The organism is Simiduia curdlanivorans, from assembly GCF_030409605.1.
Taxonomy (GTDB): Bacteria; Pseudomonadota; Gammaproteobacteria; order Pseudomonadales; family Cellvibrionaceae; genus Simiduia; species Simiduia curdlanivorans.
This window is the reverse complement of record NZ_JAUFQG010000004.1, coordinates 2,015,179-2,036,291: the sequence shown is the minus strand read 5'-3', so window position 1 is coordinate 2,036,291 and position 21,113 is coordinate 2,015,179. Positions and strand designations below refer to the sequence as shown.

The 21,113-nt window shown below is 52.3% G+C and carries 17 protein-coding genes; 12 read left to right on the top strand and 5 right to left on the bottom strand.

Features of this window, described 5'->3' with window-relative positions; genetic code table 11:
* The first annotated feature begins 36 nt into the window (after positions 1-36).
* Positions 37-2,421 carry a TonB-dependent receptor gene (locus tag QWY82_RS09090; RefSeq protein ID WP_290261564.1) on the top strand — a complete coding sequence of 795 codons (2,385 nt, stop codon included), beginning with the start codon at positions 37-39 and terminating at the stop codon, positions 2,419-2,421.
* A 53-nt stretch (positions 2,422-2,474) separates the two neighbouring features.
* On the opposite strand, the gene QWY82_RS09085 is transcribed toward QWY82_RS09090, so the two are convergent.
* Both QWY82_RS09085 and rsmI read right to left on the bottom strand, forming a co-directional pair.
* Positions 2,475-3,362, bottom strand: coding sequence for an LOG family protein (locus QWY82_RS09085; protein ID WP_290261562.1), 888 nt, complete (start codon positions 3,360-3,362; stop codon positions 2,475-2,477).
* A gap of 117 nt (positions 3,363-3,479) precedes the next feature.
* On the bottom strand, positions 3,480-4,316 hold the full coding sequence (rsmI, locus tag QWY82_RS09080) for a 16S rRNA (cytidine(1402)-2'-O)-methyltransferase (RefSeq protein ID WP_290261561.1): 837 nt from the start codon (positions 4,314-4,316) through the stop codon (positions 3,480-3,482).
* Between the two features lie 50 nt (positions 4,317-4,366).
* On the opposite strand from rsmI, the gene QWY82_RS09075 reads away from it, so the two are divergent.
* The 4 genes from QWY82_RS09075 to QWY82_RS09060 are packed head-to-tail and all read left to right on the top strand — an operon-like array spanning position 4,367 to position 7,807.
* The gene (locus QWY82_RS09075) at positions 4,367-6,259 is read left to right on the top strand and encodes a penicillin-binding protein activator (protein WP_290261560.1); all 1,893 of its coding nucleotides are present in this window, start codon (positions 4,367-4,369) and stop codon (positions 6,257-6,259) included.
* Positions 6,256-6,597, top strand: coding sequence for a YraN family protein (locus tag QWY82_RS09070; RefSeq protein WP_290261559.1), 342 nt, complete (start codon positions 6,256-6,258; stop codon positions 6,595-6,597). Before QWY82_RS09075 ends, QWY82_RS09070 begins: the two co-directional genes overlap by 4 nt.
* A gap of 47 nt (positions 6,598-6,644) precedes the next feature.
* Positions 6,645-7,232: an SIS domain-containing protein gene (locus QWY82_RS09065; protein WP_380736268.1), complete on the top strand. Its 588-nt coding sequence runs from the start codon at positions 6,645-6,647 to the stop codon at positions 7,230-7,232.
* Positions 7,232-7,807 carry a BON domain-containing protein gene (locus QWY82_RS09060; protein ID WP_290261556.1) on the top strand — a complete coding sequence of 192 codons (576 nt, stop codon included), beginning with the start codon at positions 7,232-7,234 and terminating at the stop codon, positions 7,805-7,807. Before QWY82_RS09065 ends, QWY82_RS09060 begins: the two co-directional genes overlap by 1 nt.
* Before the next feature lie 97 nt (positions 7,808-7,904).
* On the opposite strand, the gene QWY82_RS09055 is transcribed toward QWY82_RS09060, so the two are convergent.
* Positions 7,905-9,098: an acetyl-CoA C-acyltransferase gene (locus QWY82_RS09055; RefSeq protein ID WP_290261555.1), complete on the bottom strand. Its 1,194-nt coding sequence runs from the start codon at positions 9,096-9,098 to the stop codon at positions 7,905-7,907.
* A 253-nt stretch (positions 9,099-9,351) separates the two neighbouring features.
* Between QWY82_RS09055 and QWY82_RS09050 the strand changes: the two genes are divergently transcribed.
* Both QWY82_RS09050 and QWY82_RS09045 read left to right on the top strand, forming a co-directional pair.
* The gene (locus QWY82_RS09050; protein WP_290261554.1) at positions 9,352-9,948 is read left to right on the top strand and encodes a LemA family protein; all 597 of its coding nucleotides are present in this window, start codon (positions 9,352-9,354) and stop codon (positions 9,946-9,948) included.
* A 152-nt stretch (positions 9,949-10,100) separates the two neighbouring features.
* A complete protein-coding gene (locus QWY82_RS09045; protein WP_290261552.1) occupies positions 10,101-12,056 on the top strand; it encodes a M48 family metallopeptidase in 1,956 nt (651 codons plus the stop codon).
* A gap of 68 nt (positions 12,057-12,124) precedes the next feature.
* Here the strand turns inward: QWY82_RS09045 and QWY82_RS09040 are convergent, their stop codons facing one another.
* Positions 12,125-13,033: an outer membrane protein assembly factor BamD gene (locus QWY82_RS09040; protein WP_290261550.1), complete on the bottom strand. Its 909-nt coding sequence runs from the start codon at positions 13,031-13,033 to the stop codon at positions 12,125-12,127.
* Positions 13,034-13,225: 192 nt separating this feature from the next.
* On the opposite strand from QWY82_RS09040, the gene rluD reads away from it, so the two are divergent.
* From rluD to clpB, 3 genes are all read left to right on the top strand, one after another.
* The gene (gene rluD / locus QWY82_RS09035) at positions 13,226-14,197 is read left to right on the top strand and encodes a 23S rRNA pseudouridine(1911/1915/1917) synthase RluD (protein WP_290261549.1); all 972 of its coding nucleotides are present in this window, start codon (positions 13,226-13,228) and stop codon (positions 14,195-14,197) included.
* A complete protein-coding gene (gene pgeF, locus QWY82_RS09030) occupies positions 14,187-14,945 on the top strand; it encodes a peptidoglycan editing factor PgeF (protein ID WP_290261548.1) in 759 nt (252 codons plus the stop codon). Before rluD ends, pgeF begins: the two co-directional genes overlap by 11 nt.
* Before the next feature lie 114 nt (positions 14,946-15,059).
* Complete coding sequence (gene clpB, locus QWY82_RS09025) at positions 15,060-17,648, top strand: ATP-dependent chaperone ClpB (RefSeq protein ID WP_290261546.1); 2,589 nt, start codon at positions 15,060-15,062, stop codon at positions 17,646-17,648.
* 322 nt (positions 17,649-17,970) lie between these two features.
* Here the strand turns inward: clpB and QWY82_RS09020 are convergent, their stop codons facing one another.
* Positions 17,971-18,426, bottom strand: a complete 456-nt coding sequence (locus QWY82_RS09020; protein ID WP_290261544.1) for a DUF4124 domain-containing protein — start codon at positions 18,424-18,426, stop codon at positions 17,971-17,973.
* Positions 18,427-18,842: 416 nt separating this feature from the next.
* Between QWY82_RS09020 and QWY82_RS09015 the strand changes: the two genes are divergently transcribed.
* Both QWY82_RS09015 and ilvN read left to right on the top strand, forming a co-directional pair.
* Positions 18,843-20,576, top strand: a complete 1,734-nt coding sequence (locus QWY82_RS09015) for an acetolactate synthase 3 large subunit (RefSeq protein ID WP_290261542.1) — start codon at positions 18,843-18,845, stop codon at positions 20,574-20,576.
* A complete protein-coding gene (ilvN, locus tag QWY82_RS09010) occupies positions 20,576-21,067 on the top strand; it encodes an acetolactate synthase small subunit (RefSeq protein ID WP_290261540.1) in 492 nt (163 codons plus the stop codon). The genes QWY82_RS09015 and ilvN overlap by 1 nt, the downstream gene beginning before the upstream one ends.
* Positions 21,068-21,113 lie beyond the last annotated feature (46 nt).

Sequence of the window (21,113 nt, the reverse complement as noted above, 5' to 3'; positions counted from 1 at the left end):
ACCATTCAAATAATATAAAAAACGCCGGAGAGCAGCATGATCAAACCACTCAAAAATTTTCTACCCCTAGCTATTAGCGCGGTCATTGCGAGCGCCGCGACGGCACAAGACCTTGTCCTCGAGGAAGTCGTCGTTACCGCACAAAAGCGGGTCGAGCGCCTGCAGGATGTCCCGATTTCAGTCAACGCCGTCTCGGGCGCAAAAATGGAGGAGGCTGGCATCACCAACCTCGAAGGCATGACCGCCTACGTACCCAACCTGACCATGAACCAAACAGGTATCGGCACTATTATTGCCATCCGCGGTATCAGCTCGGGTATTAACCAAGGTTTCGAACAATCCGTGGGCCAGTATGTGGATGGCGTCTATTACGGACGCGCACAGCTGGCGCGCGCACCCTTTATGGATCTCGAACGGGTAGAAGTCTTGCGCGGCCCGCAAAGTATTTTATTCGGTAAAAACTCCATCGGTGGCGCCATCAGCATGGTAACGGCCAAACCCACCGAAGAGTTTGAAGGTCAGGTTACTGCTCTCTATGAGCCTAGCCACGGTGAAAAGGACTTGCGGGTTGTGCTCTCAGGGCCGTTAACCGACACGCTATCCGGCCGCTTATCCCTTATGGGGCGCGACATGGATGGTTACTACGAAAACACCACGCTCGACCGTGATGAATCAGGCGATAAAGAGCAGGTTATTCGCGGTCAATTGAAATGGGATGCCTCAGAGGATCTAACCGTTAACCTGAAGCTCGAGACCGGTTCTTTTGATACCAAAGGGCGAAACTTAGAGCCTATAAACGCTACCGAGCTACCAGGCGGCACACCCTACGCTGCAATTCTTTCAGTTCTAATAGGCGGTCAATACGCCCTAGACACTGAGCAGGACTTTAAAAGACAGTCTAACGGTGACTACTCCAATAACAACACGGAAAATGCCACGTTAACAATCGACTATGCTCTTGGAGAGCATACTTTAACCGCTATATCAGGCTACAACGCTTACGATTACGAAGAAGACTGCGATTGCGATTTTACGGGTGCAACCATTTTCACTGCAGACAGCAGAGAGGATTTCAAACAATTTAGCCAAGAAATCCGTATAGCCTCACCAGGCGGTGAAACTGTAGATTATATTGGAGGCCTTTTTTATCAAAGTAGTGAAATGACATTTGACGACGCCATTCGGATTCCAAGCAACAGCCTTCTGCCCATTGCGTTAGCTGGCCCAAGCAGTCCACCTTCATTGCAAGCGATCGCTCCACTTTTAGCGAACACATCATCACAAAGGGACTTCACACAAGACTCCGAACTTTGGGCTGCTTTCGCCCAAGTGACGTGGAATATTTCTGATGACTGGCGGCTGACCGCTGGCGGTCGCTACACAACCGAAGATAAAGATGCAACACGCCGCCAATATCACGTGGCTGGAGGCATGGAACAGCCTACAGGAACTCCACTACCACCAAACTATTACAATATTTTGTACGGCTTATTTAAAATAGAGCCATATCAACCAATCGCCGATAACCGCTCCGAAGGTAAATTCACACCGTTAATTACATTACAGTGGGATATCACAGACGACATAATGCTTTACGCAACATACACAGAAGGCTTTAAATCCGGAGGCTTCGATGTTCGCTCAAACGCTCACCCAGACCCTGCAGTTGTAAACGCAACCCGAGGGGCAGAAGACTTGGTTGGCGTATTTGAATACGAAGAAGAACAAGCCAAGAGCTTTGAAATTGGCAGCAAAATGACCCTCGCCGATGGCGCTGCAGAACTTAACATTGCCGCATTTCGTACCCAAATTACCGACATGCAAACCAGTCAGTTCGATGGTGTTCTCGGTTTCAACGTCACCAACGCCGGCGAGGCGACTACCCAAGGTGTAGAACTCGATGGCCGCTGGCTGGTCGCTACGGGGCTAACACTTAGCGGTTCCATTGGATATTTAGATTTTGTCTACGACGAGTTCCCCAACAGCCAATGCTATTTTGGGCAAACCTCAAACAGCGCAACCAACCCAGGCCTGTGTGACTTAAAAGGAGAGTCACGCGAGTTCGCTCCCGAGTTTCAGGGCACCGTGTCAGCTGATTACAGTCAGCCCATGGGTGATAATTTAGAGTGGCGCATAACCGGCGATGTAAATTTTAGCGATGCTTACTACACCTCACCCACCCTTGACCCAAACCTTAAACAAGATGCCTACGCCAAGTTAAACCTACGCTTAGCGGTTGGCTCTCAGGATGGTATGTGGGATGTCGCACTGGTGGGCAAAAACTTAACCGATGAATCTATCGCTACCTTCGGTAATCAATTGCCCGTTTCTACCACATTAACCGGTGGCACCGGCACCGCCTATTACAGCTTCTACGAAAGACCCCGCAGCATCGCCCTTCAAGGTACCATGCGTTTTTAACACCACGCTCGCATAAAAAACGGGAAGCCTAGCTTCCCGTTTTTTATGCGTGGCTACAACTGAGCCAAACTGGCTTGAATAATCTGCCAGGCCTGCTCCGGCGTATCAACAAACTGAAATAAGTTAACATCGTCAGGGCTTATCATGCCCTCCTGCACCAACACCTCAAAATTAAGTAACCGCGACCAAAATTCTCGACCAAAGATTAAAATAGGCAGCGGCTTAATTTTGTCGGTTTGCACCAAAGTTAGCGCCTCGAATAACTCATCCAAGGTACCGAAACCGCCGGGAAATACCACCAGCGCTTTGGCGCGCATCAAAAAATGCATTTTGCGCATGGCAAAGTAGTGAAACCGGAAGCACAGCTCCGGTGAAATATAGGGGTTCGGGTACTGCTCGTGCGGCAATACAATATTTAAACCAACCGACTTAGCCTGAGCTTCAGATGCTCCCCTGTTAGCGCCTTCCATCACCCCTGGCCCACCGCCGGTAATAACATGCAACTCACCGCTGGCACTGGCTGGTGACTCGCGCGCTATCAAGCTTGCTAACTCTCTGGCCTGCTCATAAAAACGGGCATTGCGTAAATTCACTTGCGCCTTTGCAAGCAATTGTTGATCGCGGCAACCTTGCTCGGTTAGCTGTTCGACAAGATTCTGCGCTGTCTCGAGATCGGGCGTTCGAGCGCTACCGAAAATCACCACCGTTTGATTAACACCCAAGGCCTGTAACACCGCCTCGGGTTTGCTAAGCTCCAACATCAAACGCACCGGCCGAAGCTCTTCGCTCAACATGAAATCTTGATCGGTATAGGCCAAACGATAGGCCGAGGAGCACAACTGAGGGTTGCCGCACAAGACGTCATCGGGGTATTTTGCGTGTTCTACTTCATCGGCAGCGGAATAAAAAAGCCGATTTTTACTTCTCGTCGATTTTGCCATACAACATCCTTTTTAGGCGCGACGGATATATTTACTGCGCTGATATGCGCCCTAAAACATCCACTTAAATTTTAATTAAACAACGCTTTCTGTACATAAAAATTTATGCGTAATTACTTACTTTTGATCCACATACCACTGGTACAGTTGCTTTTTTTTCACACCGGTAATGTTCTCGGCGAGCGCGCTGGCTTTTTTGGGCGGCAATTCAGCGGCCAACAGTGCCATGATCCGAGTGGCCTCCGAATCTAGCGCGGCGGCGTCCGGCTTAGGTGCGCCCTGTACTAATAAGACAATTTCGCCGCGCTGTTGATTTGAATCGGCTGCCACCTGTGCCAGCACGTCCGCCGCGCTGCCGGTTAAAAACGTCTCGAAGGTTTTGGTTAACTCGCGCGCCACCACCACCGGCCTTTCGGCGCCAAAAACGGCAACGACATCTTGCAAAGATTCAAGGATGCGGTGCGGCGCCTCATAGAAAATCGTGGTGCCGGTATTGCCCACCAGCTCAGCCAAGCGCTTTTGCCGAGCTACCTGCTTGGCCGGTAAGAAGCCCTCGAAACTGAATCTATCCGACGCCAAACCAGAGGCCGCCAGCGCCGCAATCAAGGCACAGGCACCGGGAATTGGCACAACCCGCACACCAGCGGCTTGCGCGGCGGCAACCAACTGATAGCCTGGGTCAGACACCAGCGGGGTGCCGGCATCAGATATCAAGGCAATACTCTCACCCGCGCGTAATTTCTCGATCAAATACTGGGTGCGCTTGCTGTCGCTGTGATCGTGGTAGGCCAGCAAAGGTGTTTTGATGTGAAAATGTTCCAGCAGCTTAGCGCTGTGACGTGTATCCTCAGCAGCAATTAACTGGACCGTTTGAAGAGTTTCCACCGCTCGCGGTACCATATCGCCCAAATTGCCGATAGGCGTTGCAACAACATATAAAGTAGGTTCAGTCATGAATCGACGCTTGTGCAATGAAAGGTAAAGGTAAGAGACCGGATCATACCATGATACAAAGCAACCCTCAGAACCCGCGTGTTAACGGCCTAACACTGGCGAGCATCGCCGCCGTGTTACTATTGGCGGCCTGCTCGGCGCCGGTTAAGAAAGCCGACGTAGACAGCGCCGAACCGACGGTACAAGTAACGCAAGAAGCCGTGCAAACCCTATTGCTGGCAGCCCGAACCGCGCAATCGCCAGAAAAAGAGCGGTTATTGATCAAATCGGCAACCTACCTTTACGACCTAGGCGACAAAGACTGGGCAAGGAACCTGCTTGGTTCCATCGATGCCGATACACTCGCGCCCGCAGACCTGTGGAGCTATACCCAAATCTATAGCGACATCACCCTCGAGCAAGACGCCAATTTTATTGCTCGCTTAGTGCTGATGAACCCTAAGCTCGTAGCGCAATGGGAGTTGATGCCCAAAGAGGTCTACGTGGACATTCGCAGCCGGCGCGCCAAGCTGCTGCAAAAACTGGGCGAAACCGAACTCGCCGTGACCGAATATCTTGCCCTCGACCACGCCAGCCTAGATCCAGAACTCAAGGCGGCTAACCAAGAAGCCCTATGGCAAACCCTGATGGAGCAACCCTGGCAAAATTTGCATGCCTTTGCGATGGAAACCCGGGAACTCGAACCCAAAGGCTGGTACGAACTGGCCGCGCTGAGCAAGCACAATCAACATCAATTAGAGTCGCAATTAAGCGGCGTCGACGACTGGATGATGCGCTGGCCCGGCCACCCAGCCGCAAGCCGATTGCCAAACGACCTCCAGTTACTGCAAAAGCTCATTGCCGAGAAACCGTCAAACATCGCGCTACTCTTGCCCGTTAGCGGTAAACTCGGCCGTGCTGGCCGTGCTATTCGCGACGGCTTTTTCGCCGCCTACTATCAATCCCTGCAAGCCGGTAGCCCAAGCGCGACCATCACCCTGTACGACACCAACGTTGGCGATATTTCCAGCCATTACCAACGCGCAGTTGATGCCGGTGCCCAGATGATTATTGGCCCGCTCGACAAGGATAAAGTGGCTGAGCTGGCACTTCTACCCGAATTGCCAGTGGCCACCTTGGCGCTCAACCGCGTCGAGCAGCCTGGGCAGCTCATGCCGCCGCGGCAATTAATCCAATTTGGTTTATCGGCGGAGGACGAAGCGCGGCAAGCGGCTCGTCGCGCTTGGTTAGAAGGGCACCGGCTGGCCATGGTGATTGCGGTAGACGCAAGCTGGGCCGACCGCAGCGCCGTGGCGTTTATCAGCGAGTGGAATAGTTTGGGCGGCACGGTCGTGGATTACACAAAATTCACCGGCAAAGCCGACTACTCGAAAGTTATTCAGCGCGGGCTACTGATTGATAAGAGCCAAAGCCGCGCCAACAATATCAGAAATATTCTTGGCCGCTCCATGGAGTTTGAACCAAGGCGCCGCCAAGACGTCGACATGATTTTCTTAACCGCGCTGCCCAACCAAGCTCGGCAAGTAAAGCCAACGTTAAAATTCCACCAAGCCAGCAACATCCCGGTTTTTGCCACCAGCCACATCTACACAGGGGAGGCCGACGCGAAACTCGATAGCGATCTCAATGGCATTCGCTTTAGCACCTTGCCATGGGTATTCGACTCGCAAAGTGAGGAGAAAAAAGCCATTGAAAGATTTTCCAAAGATCCGGCCTTTAATCGCTTATACGCCATGGGTGTAGACGCCTTTCATCTCTACCCAAGGCTAAGGCAACTGCAAGAAATACCCAGCGCGCGGCTGTTCGGCGCCACGGGTAATTTACAGCTGCTCGGCAACGGTCAGATCGAGCGAGAGCAGATGTGGGCACAGATCAAAAGCGGCATTGCGAAGCCAATGCCCGTACTTGTCAGTATCAACCCGAGCGACACGATAAACGAATGAATACTGGCGCCGAAGCTGAGCAATTGGCGGAACAGTTTCTCATCGCGCAAGGCTTAAGGCCGATCGGGAAAAATTTTCGCTGTAAAGGCGGCGAGCTGGATTTGATTATGCAGCACCAGCGCTGCACAGTTTTTGTCGAGGTTCGGCTGCGCAGCAATAGGCTGTTTGCCAGCCCCTTAGAATCGGTGACCTTGGCAAAACAAAAAAAGCTTAAATTAGCGGCGCAACACTTTTTACAAGAACACCCAAAGCTCGCGCAAATGGCCTGCCGCTTCGACGTCATCGCCTACAACGGCTTATCAGAAACGCCTGAATGGATACAGGCGGCCTTCGAATAAGAAGGTGCGAAACCTAACTAACTGTGTAATATAGGTCCCCAATCATTATGGAACAGCGCGTAATACAACTGTTTCACGAAAGCATTGAAGCAACCATGAACGCCGGCGAGCAATTTGCACCATTGATTGCCGACGCCAGCCAACTCATCGTCAACGCCTTGCTGCAAGAGCGCAAGCTGTTAGTGTGTGGCAATGGCATAGGTACGAGCAATGCGCAACTACTCACGGCATCTTTGGTAAATCGGTTCGAACAAGAGCGGCCCAGCTTGCCGGCCATAAGTATTGGCGTTGACGCCACAGTAAACAGCGCGATAGCCAACGAACACAATTACAATGAAATTTACGCAAAACAAATCCGCGCGCTAGGCAACGCCGGTGACATATTGGTAGTATTTGCCAGCAGCGGTAACAGCAGTATTCTGGTGCAAGCCATCAGTGCTGCGCGCGATAAAAACATGCAAATCATCGTATTGAGTGGGCAAAATAGCGCCGATATTGCCGCCGTTTTAGACGCCCACGATATCGAACTGCGGGTGCCGTCAGAATCTATTGCCCGGGTACATGAGGTACATTTACTCAGCATTTTCTGTCTGTGTGATCTAATTGACCGTCAACTTTTTGGAGGTTACGCCTAATGCGTTTCGCCCTACTGCTCACCACGTTAATGACTTCCGTATTGTTCATCTCTGGCTGCAGCCACATTGTCGGCGCCGCATCTGAAACACCGATAGCACAGGACCCTAAGCAGCGCAGCCTTGGCGCGGCTCTTGACGATGAAAAAATCGAAATTGCGACCCTTGTCAATTTACGCAAGGCATCGCCCTTGCTCGAAAATGCCAACATCTCTGTTACGAGTTTCAACGGCATAGTGCTATTAACTGGCCAAGTTCAAGCAACAGACATGAAAGCACTGGCCGGCGAAGAAACGCGAAAAGTAAACCGAGTACGCGAAGTTCACAACGAACTCGCCATTCAAGGTAACTCGTCCGTATTAACGTCTACGAGCGACACTTGGTTAACCTCAAAAGTAAAAACCAAAATGATGGCGGATATGAATCTCGACAGCGGCCGGGTCAAGATTGTCACCGAGTCGGGTGTGGTTTACCTGATGGGCCTGTTAACCCGCAAAGAGGCGAACCGCGCCGCAGAGATTGCTAGGACTACAGGTGGCGTACAGAAAGTTGTGAAAGTGGTTGAATACATCGATTAAAAACTGCGATTAAAGCGCGTAAATTAAAAAGGGCAGCCAATTGGCTGCCCTTTTTTCACTTACAAATGACGAAATTTAGTCAATGTAACAAAGCAATTTACAAGCGCTCAATCGCAATCGCCGTTGCCTCGCCACCGCCGATACACAAGCTCGCCACACCTTTGTGCTTACCTTGCTGCTCAAGTGCCGCCAATAAAGTCACGATGATCCGAGCGCCCGACGTTCCCAATGGGTGCCCCAAAGCGCAGGCGCCGCCATTAATGTTAACCTTTTCGTGCGACAAATTAAGTTCGCTCATCGCCGCCATGGCAACCACGGCGAAGGCCTCGTTAATTTCAAAAAGATCCACATCTTGCGCCGACCACTGAACTTGATCGAGCAGCTTTTTCATGGCGGTAACGGGCGCGGTGGTAAACCACTCCGGCTCGTGGGCAAACTGGCTATAACCCTTTATCACCGCCAACGGCTGCAAACCTTTTTGCGTCGCGGTGGACGCGCGCATTAACACCAGCGCGGCTGCACCATCGGAAATTGAACTGGCATTGGCGGCCGTCACCGTGCCGTCTTTTTTAAACGCTGGCTTCAGTTGCGGAATTTTTTCAGGCCGTGCATTGCCGGGCTGTTCATCCACCGAGACGGTTTCTTCGCCCTTGCGCGTCGAAAAGGCCACCGGGACAATCTCTCGCTCAAAACGACCTTCGGCAATGGCCCGATTGGCTCGCGCCAACGACTCTATGGCATAGGCATCTTGCTGCTCGCGGCTAAAGCTGTACTTGCTGGCACAGACTTCGGCAAAATTGCCCATCAGGCCGCCTTCATAGGCATCTTGTAAACCGTCTAGGAACATATGGTCTAGCAATTCACCATGGCCTAAACGATAGCCGGCACGCGCCTTAGCCAACAGATAAGGCGCATTGGACATGCTTTCCATACCGCCAGCAACAGCGACCTCAATGTTTCCCGCACGCAACGCATCGGCGGCCATCATGACGGTTTTCATGCCCGAACCGCAGACCTTATTCACCGTGGTACAAGGTACGCCAATCGGCAAGCCGGCCTTCAACGCGGCCTGCCGCGCGGGCGCCTGCCCTAGGCCGGCGGGCAAGACACAGCCCATCAATACTTCATCCACATCCGCAGCAGCCACGCCAGCATCGACTAAGGCGCCTTTAATGGCGCTAGCACCTAATTCCGGAGCGCTCACACTGCTTAGGGCTCCTTGCATGCCACCCATTGGCGTTCGAGCAATCCCCACAATCACAATCGGGTCGCTTACATTTACATCATTCATCTCTCATTCCTCACGGTTGTGTGCTCATTCCGAGCGCGCCTAATGGCCTTCAATCCGCACAAACTGGGCAATTGTTATCGCCTCTAAAAATTTCCAACTGTCGGATTATACCAGAGCCTAGGCCTCAATCGATAAACCCACCTATTCAAGCCAAACTGACGCTTGATCGGGCCCAAACCACAACTAAGCGCAGCCACTTTAGCAAGAAGCAACAGCCGTGCTAACATGGCCTTCCAATCATGGAGGACTCACTATGGGCACATCTGCCATTGTTACACTGGTTATTCTTGCGCTATTTATTTTCTATGTCGTGGGTATTTTTAACCAATTGGTTGCCCTAAAGAATCGATTTGAAAATGCATTTGCGCAAATAGAGGTACAACTAAAACGCCGCTATGACCTGATCCCTAACTTGGTGGAAACGGCTAAGGGCTACATCAAGCACGAGCGCGAAACCCTAGAGGCCGTGATTGCCGCCCGTAATCAAGCGCTATCTGGGCTGAAGGAAATGGCGGGGCAAGTTGGCGACGCCGCCAGTGTAGCCAAGTTAAATCAGGCAGAGGGCATGCTCAGTCAAGCACTTGGCAAGCTGAATGTGGTTGTTGAAGCCTACCCAGACCTGAAAGCCAATCAAAACATGATGCAGCTCTCGGAAGAGTTAACCTCAACCGAGAATAAAGTGTCTTTCGCTCGCCAAGCCTTCAACGACGCGGTTACCGCTTACAACAGTTACAAACAAAGCTTCCCGCCCGTATTTTTCGCGAGTTTATTTGGCCACAGCAAAGATGCGACTTTACTCGAGTTTGCCGACAGCGCCGCTATTCAGGAAGCGCCAAAAATCGCCTTTTAAGGAACGTCGCGAGACGCCCAACCGGCGTCTCGCAACTTATCACCCAGCATTGCAGCAACAGATAACAACAAACCCTAGCCGGTGAATAGCCCTCTAGCCTTCGGATATTGGCGGTAAAACACTCAGGCGCACGCCATCGGGAAACCCATGCAATGAATTTTTTTGAACATCAAGACCAGGCCAAGAGCCAAACGAAAAAACTCATACTGCTTCTGGCTCTCGCCGTACTTGCGCTTATCATTATCACCACCCTCTTCGTCGCCCTGCTGCTGCACTACTCCCAAGGCGCAGCACTACCCAGCACCGCGCAACAAAACTTTTGGCAGAATTTCTTTAGCCTGCTGGACTGGCATTTATTGCTCAGTGTTGCCTTCGTCGTTCTCGCGGTTGTCTTACTCGGCAGCCTTTACCGCATCAGCCAGCTGCGCCAAGGCGGTGCGGTGGTGGCGGAATCCTTAAACGGGCGGTTGCTCAACACAGCGGACTGCGATCTTAAGGAAAAACGCCTGCTCAATATCGTCGAGGAAATGGCCATTGCCGCCGGTGTACCCGTTCCGCCCGTGTACCTGCTGGACGAAACCGGCATTAATGCCTTCGCCGCCGGCTATCAGCCAAAGGATGCGGTCATCGGCGTCACGCGCGGCTGCCTTGAGCAATTAAACAGAGAACAATTACAAGGTGTTATTGCGCATGAATATAGCCATATATTACACGGCGACATGCGATTAAATTTGCGCTTAGTTGGTATTCTTCACGGCATTTTATTAATAGGCCTAATCGGCCACATGCTGCTGCGCTCGGGTCGACACTCGCGCAAAAACGGCGGCGGCATTGCGCTATTTGGTTTGGGCCTGATAATCATCGGCTTTGCCGGTACTTTTTGTGGCAACTTGATTAAGTCGGCGGTTAGCCGGCAGCGGGAATACTTGGCCGATGCGTCTGCCGTTCAATTCACTCGAAACCCATTGGGCATTAGCGAAGCGCTACAGCGTATCGGTGGCTACCCTGCGTCATCGAGTATTGAGGCGGAAAACGCCAGTGAATATAGCCATTTTTATTTTGCCAATGGGCTGCGCAACTGGGCCAGTGGTTGGTATTCCACCCACCCACCGCTCGATGACAGAATTCGTCGTATCGATCCCCGATGGAAAGGTGCTTTTTTATCGCAAAAGTCTGCCGACCTAGAATTAAACAGCAACACCCAAGCAAGTCAAAACACTGAGCAAAGTGCAAATTTTTCAGGCTTCGCCGCTACAGCTTCAACATCTACAACAAGATCAGAAACACAGCAAAACCCTGCCCATGCATCAACTAGCCAAGGCCAGCATTTATCTGCTCAAAACATTAGCGCTGAAATAGGCAGCCCCAGCGAGACCTCAATAGCCGCAGCCGGTCAGCTTCTCGATAGCATTGATGCGAACATTCGAGAGGCCTGCCACAACCCCGCTAGTGCCATGGCGATTATTTATGGTTTACTGTTTACCGAGGCCGCAAAACTCGAGCAAGAATCCTACATCGGCATTCACGCCCCCAAGCCCATTTTCAACCTCTACAAACATTACCTAGGCGCCGTGGCGGCATTGCCCATCGCTCAAAGGCTACCAGTTATAGATCTTTGCCTGCCTTCGTTAAAAGCACTTTCTGAACCACAGCTAACGCAATTTAGAGGTGTTATTATCGGATTAATTAAAGCCGACAACCATTTAAGCTTGGCCGAGTGGTGTGTTTTTCGCATTCTACAAAACTACTTATTTACGCGAAAAAAATCCCAAGGAAAGCCACTCGATATCGCCGACTGTGATGTAGAGATTGACCAGATTTTAACGCTTGTGGCGCAGCAGAGTTCGACTAGCTCGCAGCAAAAGGCATACAACAATGCGCTAACATCGCTCAACATGGAGGCCCGCGAATTAGGTGCACAAGCAGCTTTTTCTACGCTAGATAAATCACTGTCCACACTCAATCGACTAAAACCACTGCAAAAACCTCGGCTACTCAAGGCGCTGATGCTGTCAATACAAACAGATGGCGTCATTGATATCGCAGAGTACGAGCTACTAAGAGTCATCGCCGATGGGCTAGATTGCCCTATGCCGTTGCTGCACTAGAACAGACTTATCTCACCCATAAAAAAACCCGCAAAAGCGGGTTTTTTATGGGCTGATTATCACCTGAACTACTGATCAGCATCAAAGGTAGCAACAGCAGGATTGTAAATTGCGCGGGTATCAAAGCCTCGCAATTCCTGCTTATCGAACATACCAAAGCTCATTAGATTCAGCCAGCTGCGATCATTGATATCGATACTGTATTGGAAATTGAAATTTCCGTCGCTGTCAAAGTTAGGGTAATCGGGAAAGTTCGCCTTCAAAATTTCAACGGCACTATCGGCCAGCTCGTTCATTTCTAACAAATGGTAGCCTTGCGCCATGACCGCCAAAGCATCGGGCACAGCTGGCGTCAGCTGGAAGTTTTCCACCACATAGCGACCACGGTTAGCGGCGGCAAGGTAGGCGCCACGCTTGAAATAATAATTTGCCACGTGAATTTCGTAACGCGCCAAAATATTGCGTAGATGGATCATTCGCTTGCGCGCATCGCCGGCATACTGGCTATCGGGGTAACGCGCGATCAACTGGGCGAAATGGGCGAAGGATTCGCGCGCAGCACCTGGATCGCGATCGGTTAAATCCGACGGAATGAAACGCTCAAATATGCCCTGATTTTGCGTATAGGAGGTTAAGCCCTTCATGTAATAGGCATAATCGACGTTGCGGTGCTGTGGGTGCAAACGGATGAAGCGATCCGCTGCTGCAATCGCCGCCTCGGGCTGATTACTTTTGTAATAACCGTAAATTAACTCCAGCTGCGCCTGCTCAGCGTAGGCGCCGAAGGGGAAGTTCTCTTCCAGCAGCTGTAGATTTCTAATAGCTGGCTCCCATTGGCTGCTATTAAGCAGGCGCTGAGCCGCATCGTAAAACTCCTTCTCCGTGCTTACTTTTGGCTCGTCATCAGTACTGGAACAACCTGCCACCAGCAACAATGCGGCGATCAATGCAATAAAGGGGATTTGGCGAAGGGTCATGTAACTACTCTTGAATACAATAAATTGACGTAAACGAACGGCTGACGGAAAGGCCAAGCCTACAACAACACAAAAACCGGTATTTAACCCTGTTGTCATCCCGCCGAAACCCATAAGGCACTAGGGTTCTTGGGCCACAGCGCGTAAACTAGACGGCCATTTAAACACAGCCGTTGAAGATACCAAACCCCCATGCCCTCGGATAGCCAACAAATCCAATTAGACGCCAAAGTACCCAATAACGCCGGCGGTATGCGCATTGATGCCATGGCCAGCAGCCTGTTTCCCGACTACTCAAGAGCCAGACTGCAAACCTGGATTAAAGACGGCGTACTAACGCTCGACGGCAAGCCCTGCCGAAGCAAGGACAAGTGTTATGGCGGCGAGCGCCTGTCGCTCAATGTCGTGCTCGAAGCGGCTGGTGATTGGGTTGCCCAAGATATTGATTTAGATGTGGTTTTTGAAGACGAACACATTCTCGTGCTAAACAAACCTGCGGGCCTTGTGGTGCACCCAGGCGCGGGCAACCACGATGGCACACTGCTAAACGCACTGCTGCATCACTGCCCTGATCTACAATTGATTCCCCGTGCTGGTATCGTGCACCGGCTAGATAAAGACACCACCGGGCTCATGGTGGTGGCGAAAACCCTGATCGCGCAGAATGATTTAGTGGCCCAGCTGCAGGCCCGAACCGTCAAGCGCGAGTACGATGCACTTGCGCTTGGTCGCATCATTGGCGGCGGCACAATCGATCAACCCATGGGTCGCCACCCCACCCAGCGCACCAAAATGGCGGTGGTTGAACACGGTGGCAAAGAAGCCATTACCCACTACACCATTCAGCGCCGCTACAAGCACTACACCCTCGTGCGCTGCCAACTCGCCACCGGGCGCACGCACCAGATACGGGTGCACATGGCGTGGATGAAGCATCCGCTTGTGGGCGACCAAACCTATGCCGGTGGCCGCCAATTAGCCGCCGGCTTGAGCTTAACCTTAAGGGAGGCCCTCGCTGCCTTCCCGCGCCAAGCCTTGCATGCGGCACAACTTGGCCTGAACCACCCAGTCAGCGGCGAGGCCATGCACTGGCAATGCGAACGCCCAGAGGACTTTAAAGCCCTGCTGGCGCTAATGGCCGAGGAAGATAGCCTTGCACGCTAAGCTCACACTGATTACCCCGCCATGGCCGGCGCCAGCAAATGTAAAGGCCGCCATCAGCTGCCGTAATACGGGAGCGAGCCAAGGCGCTTACGCGGCCGGCAACTTGGCTCTGCACGTTGATGATGACCCAGCCTTGGTCGCCAAAAATCGCAATGCCCTGCAGCGCCAGCTAGGTGTCGATCACATTCAATGGCTTGAGCAAGTGCACGGCACCCATGTGGTCAGCGCCCAAGCCGATGGGCTCACCCGCACCGCCGATGCCTGCATCACCGCGCAAACGAAACTCGCCTGCAGTGTCATGACAGCCGACTGCTTACCCCTGCTTCTGTGCGACCAAGCTGGCACCCAAGTCGCCGCCGTGCACGCGGGTTGGCGCGGCCTAGCCAAGGGCGTTATTGCCGAAACCATCAAGCATTTCAACTGTAAACCTCACCACATCATCGCTTACCTAGGCCCCGCCATTGGCAAGACCCATTTTGAAGTGGGCGTTGAGGTGCTCGAGGCGTTTTTCGAATTGGCCGGCGATAGCGACGCCGCAGATGCCATCGCCAGCGCCTTTCAGCCCAGCATGAAGCCGTTAAAATTCCACGCCGATCTCTATGCGCTGGCTCGGCTGGCGTTGGCACAATCCGGTGTTAAGCAAATCTACGGCGGAGACTATTGCACCTTCGATGACGCGAATCGCTTTTACTCCTACCGCCGCGATGGCCAAACCGGGCGCATGGCCAGCCTCATCTGGCTCGATTGATTTACATCAAGCAGGCACAGGGTTTTGCGCTCCTCTGCTTGAATTTTCCCCCTGCTACCCTTACTTCTGTAATAACGCAGCTGCCTGTGCAGCAAAACAAACAGAGGTGTTGAGATGCGAATTGATCGTTTAACTAACCAATTGCAAATGGCGTTGTCCGATGCTCAGTCGCTGGCCGTTGGCCGCGATCACCCGCAGCTAGAGCCCAGCCATTTGTTGCTCGCCCTACTCGACCAACAAGCCGGTACCGTGCGCCCTTTACTGGCACAAGCGGGGTTTGACGTGACTGGGTTGCGCAACGGGCTGGCCAAGAAACTCGATCAACTGGCCCGCATCCAAAACCCCAACGGCGATGTGCACATGTCGCCGGAGCTCGGTCGCCTGCTCAACCTTGCCGACAAACACGCACAAAAATCTGGCGATAAATTTATCTCCAGCGAAACGCTGTTGTTGGCCGCCATGGAGGAAGGCAATAGCGACCTGGCCAAAATGTTGGCGCAGTTCGGCAACGTGCAGCGGTTAAAATCAGCCGTAGAAAGTGTGCGCGGCGGCGAAAAAGTTGAAACCCAAGATGCGGAAGAAAACCGCCAAGCACTGGAAAAATACACCATCGATTTAACCGCTCGCGCCGAGGCCGGCAAGCTCGACCCGGTGATTGGCCGCGACGACGAAATTCGCCGCACTATTCAAGTGTTACAGCGCCGCACCAAAAACAACCCCGTGCTTATCGGCGAACCAGGCGTAGGTAAAACCGCCATTGTCGAGGGCTTAGCCCAACGCATTATCAACGGCGAAGTGCCGGAAGGTCTGAAAAATAAACGACTGCTGTCACTCGACCTAGGGTCGCTGCTGGCGGGCGCAAAATTTCGCGGCGACTTTGAAGAGCGACTGAAGAATTTGCTCAAAGAACTGTCGAAACAAGAAGGCAGAATTATTCTTTTTATCGACGAACTGCACACCATGGTTGGCGCCGGCAAAGCCGACGGCGCACTCGATGCCGGCAATATGTTAAAGCCAGCGCTAGCGCGGGGCGAATTGCACTGCGTGGGCGCCACCACACTAGACGAATACCGTCAATACATCGAAAAAGATGCGGCCCTCGAGCGCCGCTTCCAAAAAGTTTTGGTCGACGAGCCGAGCGAAGAAGACACCATCGCTATCTTGCGCGGCCTGAAAGAGCGCTACGAGGTGCACCACGGCGTCGACATTACCGACTCGGCCATTATTGCCGCGGCAAAGCTTTCGCAACGCTATATCACCGATCGGCAATTGCCCGATAAAGCCATCGATTTGATCGACGAAGCGGCGAGCCGTATTCGCATGGAAATAGACTCCAAGCCGGAGGTGATGGACAAGCTAGAGCGCCGCTTGATACAGCTAAAAATTGAGCGCGAAGCGGTCAAAAAAGATGAAACCGAAGGTGCGAAGAAGCAGCTCTCGATGCTCGATGGCGAGATAGATAAAGTCGAGCGTGAGTTTTCTGATCTGGAAGAAATTTGGCGCGCAGAAAAAGCCGCATTAAGTGGCTCACAGGATATTAAAAGTAGCCTAGAGCAGGCGCGGCAAGACATGGAATCGGCGCGCCGCGCCGGCGACCTTGCACGCATGTCTGAGCTGCAGTACGGCATTATCCCCGAGCTGGAAAAACAACTCGACATGGCCGGTCAAGCGGAAATGATGGAGATGAATCTACTGCGCAATAAGGTCACTGAAGAGGAAATTGCCGAAGTGGTTTCCAAATGGACCGGTATCCCCGTGTCGAAAATGCTGGAAGGCGAAAGAGAAAAACTGTTGCAAATGGAGCCGGCCCTGCACAAAAAAGTTATCGGCCAAAGCGAGGCCGTCATTGCCGTCGCCAATGCGGTACGCCGCTCGCGCGCCGGTTTATCAGACCCTCATAGACCAAACGGCTCGTTTTTGTTTCTCGGACCAACTGGTGTTGGCAAAACTGAATTGTGTAAAGCCTTGGCGGAATTTTTATTTGATACTGCCGACGCCATGGTGCGCATCGACATGTCTGAGTTTATGGAAAAACACTCGGTCGCCAGACTCATCGGTGCACCTCCGGGCTATGTGGGCTACGAAGAAGGCGGCTACTTAACCGAAGCCGTACGGCGTAAACCCTATTCGGTGCTTTTACTCGATGAAATAGAAAAAGCCCATCCCGACGTGTTTAACATTTTGTTACAAGTGCTAGACGATGGACGCTTAACCGACGGCCAAGGCAGAACCGTAGATTTTCGCAACACCGTGATTGTCATGACCTCAAACTTAGGTTCAGACCGCATTCAGCAGCTCAGTGCTAATGATGCTGGCGAAGCTAATTACGACGAGATTAAGCGCTCGGTGATGGAGGTTGTCGGGCAACATTTTCGCCCCGAGTTTGTCAATCGCATTGACGAGCCCGTCGTATTCCACCCCTTAGGGCGTGAACAAATCAGGGGAATTGCCGAATTGCAATTGAAACTGCTCAGCCGCCGGTTAAGTGAAAGAGAGCTTAGTCTGGAGCTTTCGCAGGCCGTGATGGACAAGCTATTGGAGGCCGGCTACGACCCAGTGTACGGCGCAAGGCCGCTCAAGAGAGCCATCCAGCACATCGTTGAGAACCCATTGGCTCAGGCGATTCTGGAGGGGCGATTTGTGCCGGGCGACAAGATACAGGCGGGCTTGGAGATGGACCGAATTGTATTTACCACGGCGTAAACTCTAGGGAACCTCTGAATAACTCTGGTGCCGCTCTGGCTTCCAGCAAATTTCGTGGGCTAGGCGCGGCTTCGAAGGCATACCGGGGTCTGTCGAGAAGTCGCAACAACGCACACGGAATTTGCTGGAAGCCCCGTAGGGCGCGGCCTTTAGCGACCATCCGCTGCGTTGAGCTTCTTGCTAAGGGCTACGGCCATTAGCTGCGAAACTCGCCTTTCGGCTGACCGCTACAGGCTACGCAGAGCGGTACCAGAGTTATTCAGAGGTTCCCTAGCAATAAAAAAGGCGCCGCGGCGCCTTTTTTATTGCTTTGTCGACTGGGCTACTCGCAACTTTCGCGAATAGCCGCTTCGGCTTCAGCGCGCTTCTCATTCAATTCATCGTCGGTAAGATAGCGAATACTGCCATCGGCACCGGTGACTTTAATGCGCGCGTGGTTATTTAGAGTTTCAACATTAGCCCTCGCAACGCTGCAGCGTTGGGGGTCTAACGCTGTCATTGTCTCAGCGGGTCTATCAGCTGCGGCGGTTTGAGGTTTGGGCGTAGAACCCGTCTCGTCGCCAGGTAAAACTCGACTTGCCGGAATTGCATCTGAGCTAGATTTGCTGCCAGCCCCTATTTGCGTGCGAATCAAAGTGGAGGGGCGATCCTTCGGCGCCGTGACGGTGTAATGGGTCACACCCTCGTCATCAACCCAGCGATAAAACTCTTTTGCATCAGATTGTGCGGAAAAAACAGCGCCAACCAAGACGATAGTGGCCAGAAACAAGTTACGCATGGCGAAATCCATACTCCAGATTAGTGGTTCAGCATAAGACTATACTACTTGGTAGCAATAAAACCTACCAAGCACCTCACATATAGACCAACTTGCAGAAGGTTTGCCACTTTTTAACCTAAGTACTTGACTTTACTTGCCAAATTGCCAGAATTACCGATTCGCTAGATGGCTATAGACCAACCGGTAAACCCGGTTCATTTCTACCCCAGGCAGGTCAACCACCCGCCTTACCATCCAGAGTTGCAAAGATGCGTCCACCGACGCCATCTTGTCCGGTTCTCGGAGCGTTAAAAGCGCAGGGAACGGGTTAATCCGAAGCTAACTCAGCATTGAGATCGGGCGCACCTGCATGGGTAGGTGTCCTTAGGCGCATTTAGCGTAGATTAATGCATATTCTTTAAGGGGACATAAAGGTGGAACTGCTTTCCGGCGGCGACATGCTCATTCGCGCTTTGCAAGATGAAGGCGTAGAACATATTTTCGGCTATCCTGGCGGCTCTGCGTTGCATATATACGACGCAATTTTCCGGCAGCAAAAAGTCCAACACATACTGGTTCGTCACGAACAAGCGGCTACCCACGCCGCCGACGCCTACGCGCGCTCTACCGGCAAAGTCGGTACCGTGTTGGTGACCTCAGGCCCTGGTGCCACCAATGCCATTACTGGCATTGCCACGGCCTATATGGACTCAATCCCGATGGTGGTGATCTCAGGTCAAGTGCCGTCCGATAAAATTGGCGAAGACGCCTTCCAAGAAACCGACATGGTGGGTGTATCGCGGCCCATCGTTAAACACAGCTTTTTGGTGAAAAATACCGCCGATATTCCAGAGATCATAAAAAAGGCTTATTACATTGCCTCGACTGGTCGCCCGGGTCCGGTGGTTGTCGACTTGCCAAAAGACATTACCAACCCGCACGACAAGTACGAGTACAGCTATCCGAAAAAGATCAAGCTGCGCTCTTATACGCCAATCGAAAAGGGCCACAGCGGTCAAATTCGCAAAGCGGTGCAACTACTGATGACCGCGCGCCGACCCGTTATTTACGCTGGCGGTGGCGTCGTTCAGGGTAACGCCTCGGAGCTGGTGACAAAATTTGCCAAGCAGTTAAATTTTCCCGTCACCAATACCTTAATGGGCCTCGGCGGTTTTCCAGCTTCAGACAAACAGTGGCTTGGCATGCTCGGCATGCACGGCACCTTTGAAGCCAATACCGCTATGCACCACGCCGATGTGATATTGGCCGTGGGCGCGCGCTTTGACGATCGGGTTACCAATACGCCCAACAAGTTTTGTCCACAGGCGAAGATCATTCATATCGATATCGACCCGGCGTCTATCTCTAAAACGGTGTCGGCAGATATTCCGATTGTGGGCTCGGTGGCCAGCGTCATGAAAGATATGCTCGGGCTTTTAACCGAAATTAAAGAGCGGCCAGACGCCAAAATGCTCGGCGATTGGTGGCAACAAATTGAAGACTGGCGCGCCCGTCACGGTATTTATACCCAGTCGCGCTACAACACCGACAGCAACATGATCATGCCGCAGGACGTGATTAAGATGCTGCACAAGATTACAAAAGGCGACGCCTATGTCACCTCGGACGTTGGCCAACATCAAATGTTCGCGGCTCAGTATTACGGTTTCGATAAGCCCCGGCGCTGGATCAACTCCGGCGGCTTAGGCACCATGGGCTTTGGTTTACCGGCAGCCATGGGCGTGCAAATGGCCCATCGCGATGCGGTGGTCGCCTGTGTTACCGGTGAAGGTTCGATTCAAATGTGCATCCAAGAACTGTCGGCCTGCACCCAATACAAACTGCCGGTAAAAATCATTTGTTTAAATAACCAAGCCTTGGGCATGGTGAAACAATGGCAAGACATGCAGTACAGCGGTCGCTACTCCGAATCTCTGTACGAGGACTCGCTGCCCGACTTCGTAAAACTTGCCGAGGCCTACGGCCATGTCGGTATCAGAGTGGACAAAAAAGAAGACCTTGAAGCACAGATGAAAGCCTGTTTTGCCATGACCGATCGAGTGGTATTTATGGACATTTATGTGGACCCAACTGAGCATGTTTACCCTATGCAAATTGCGCCGGGCACCATGCGCGATATGTGGCTCAGCAAAACGGAGCGCACATAATGAGACGTATTATTTCTGTACTGATGGAAAACGCACCGGGCGCCCTGTCGCGCGTGGTAGGCCTTTTCTCCCAGCGTGGCTACAATATCGAAAGCTTGACTGTCGCCCCCACGGAGGATGTCACCCTCAGCCGGTTAACTCTAACCACGCTGGGCGACGATCATAAAATTGAACAAATCACCAAACACCTCAACAAGCTGATTGATGTGGTGAAACTGGTGGATCTGACTGAAGGTGCACATATTGAGCGCGAGCTCATGCTCATCAAAGTCAAGGCCGTGGGCGGTCAACGCGAAGAAATTAAGCGCTGCGTCGACATTTTCCGAGGCCAAATAGTCGATGTAACACCCAGCGTTTACATCATTCAAGTAGCCGGCACCTCTGACAAACTAGACGCATTTGTGCAGTCAGTCGGTGATAGTTCGATTCTGGAAGTAGTACGCACTGGCGTTTCCGGTATCGCGCGCGGCGAAAAAATACTGAGCCTCTAGGCTCAAGCATTACCTATTCGAACCCATTTATTGCAACAGAAAACAT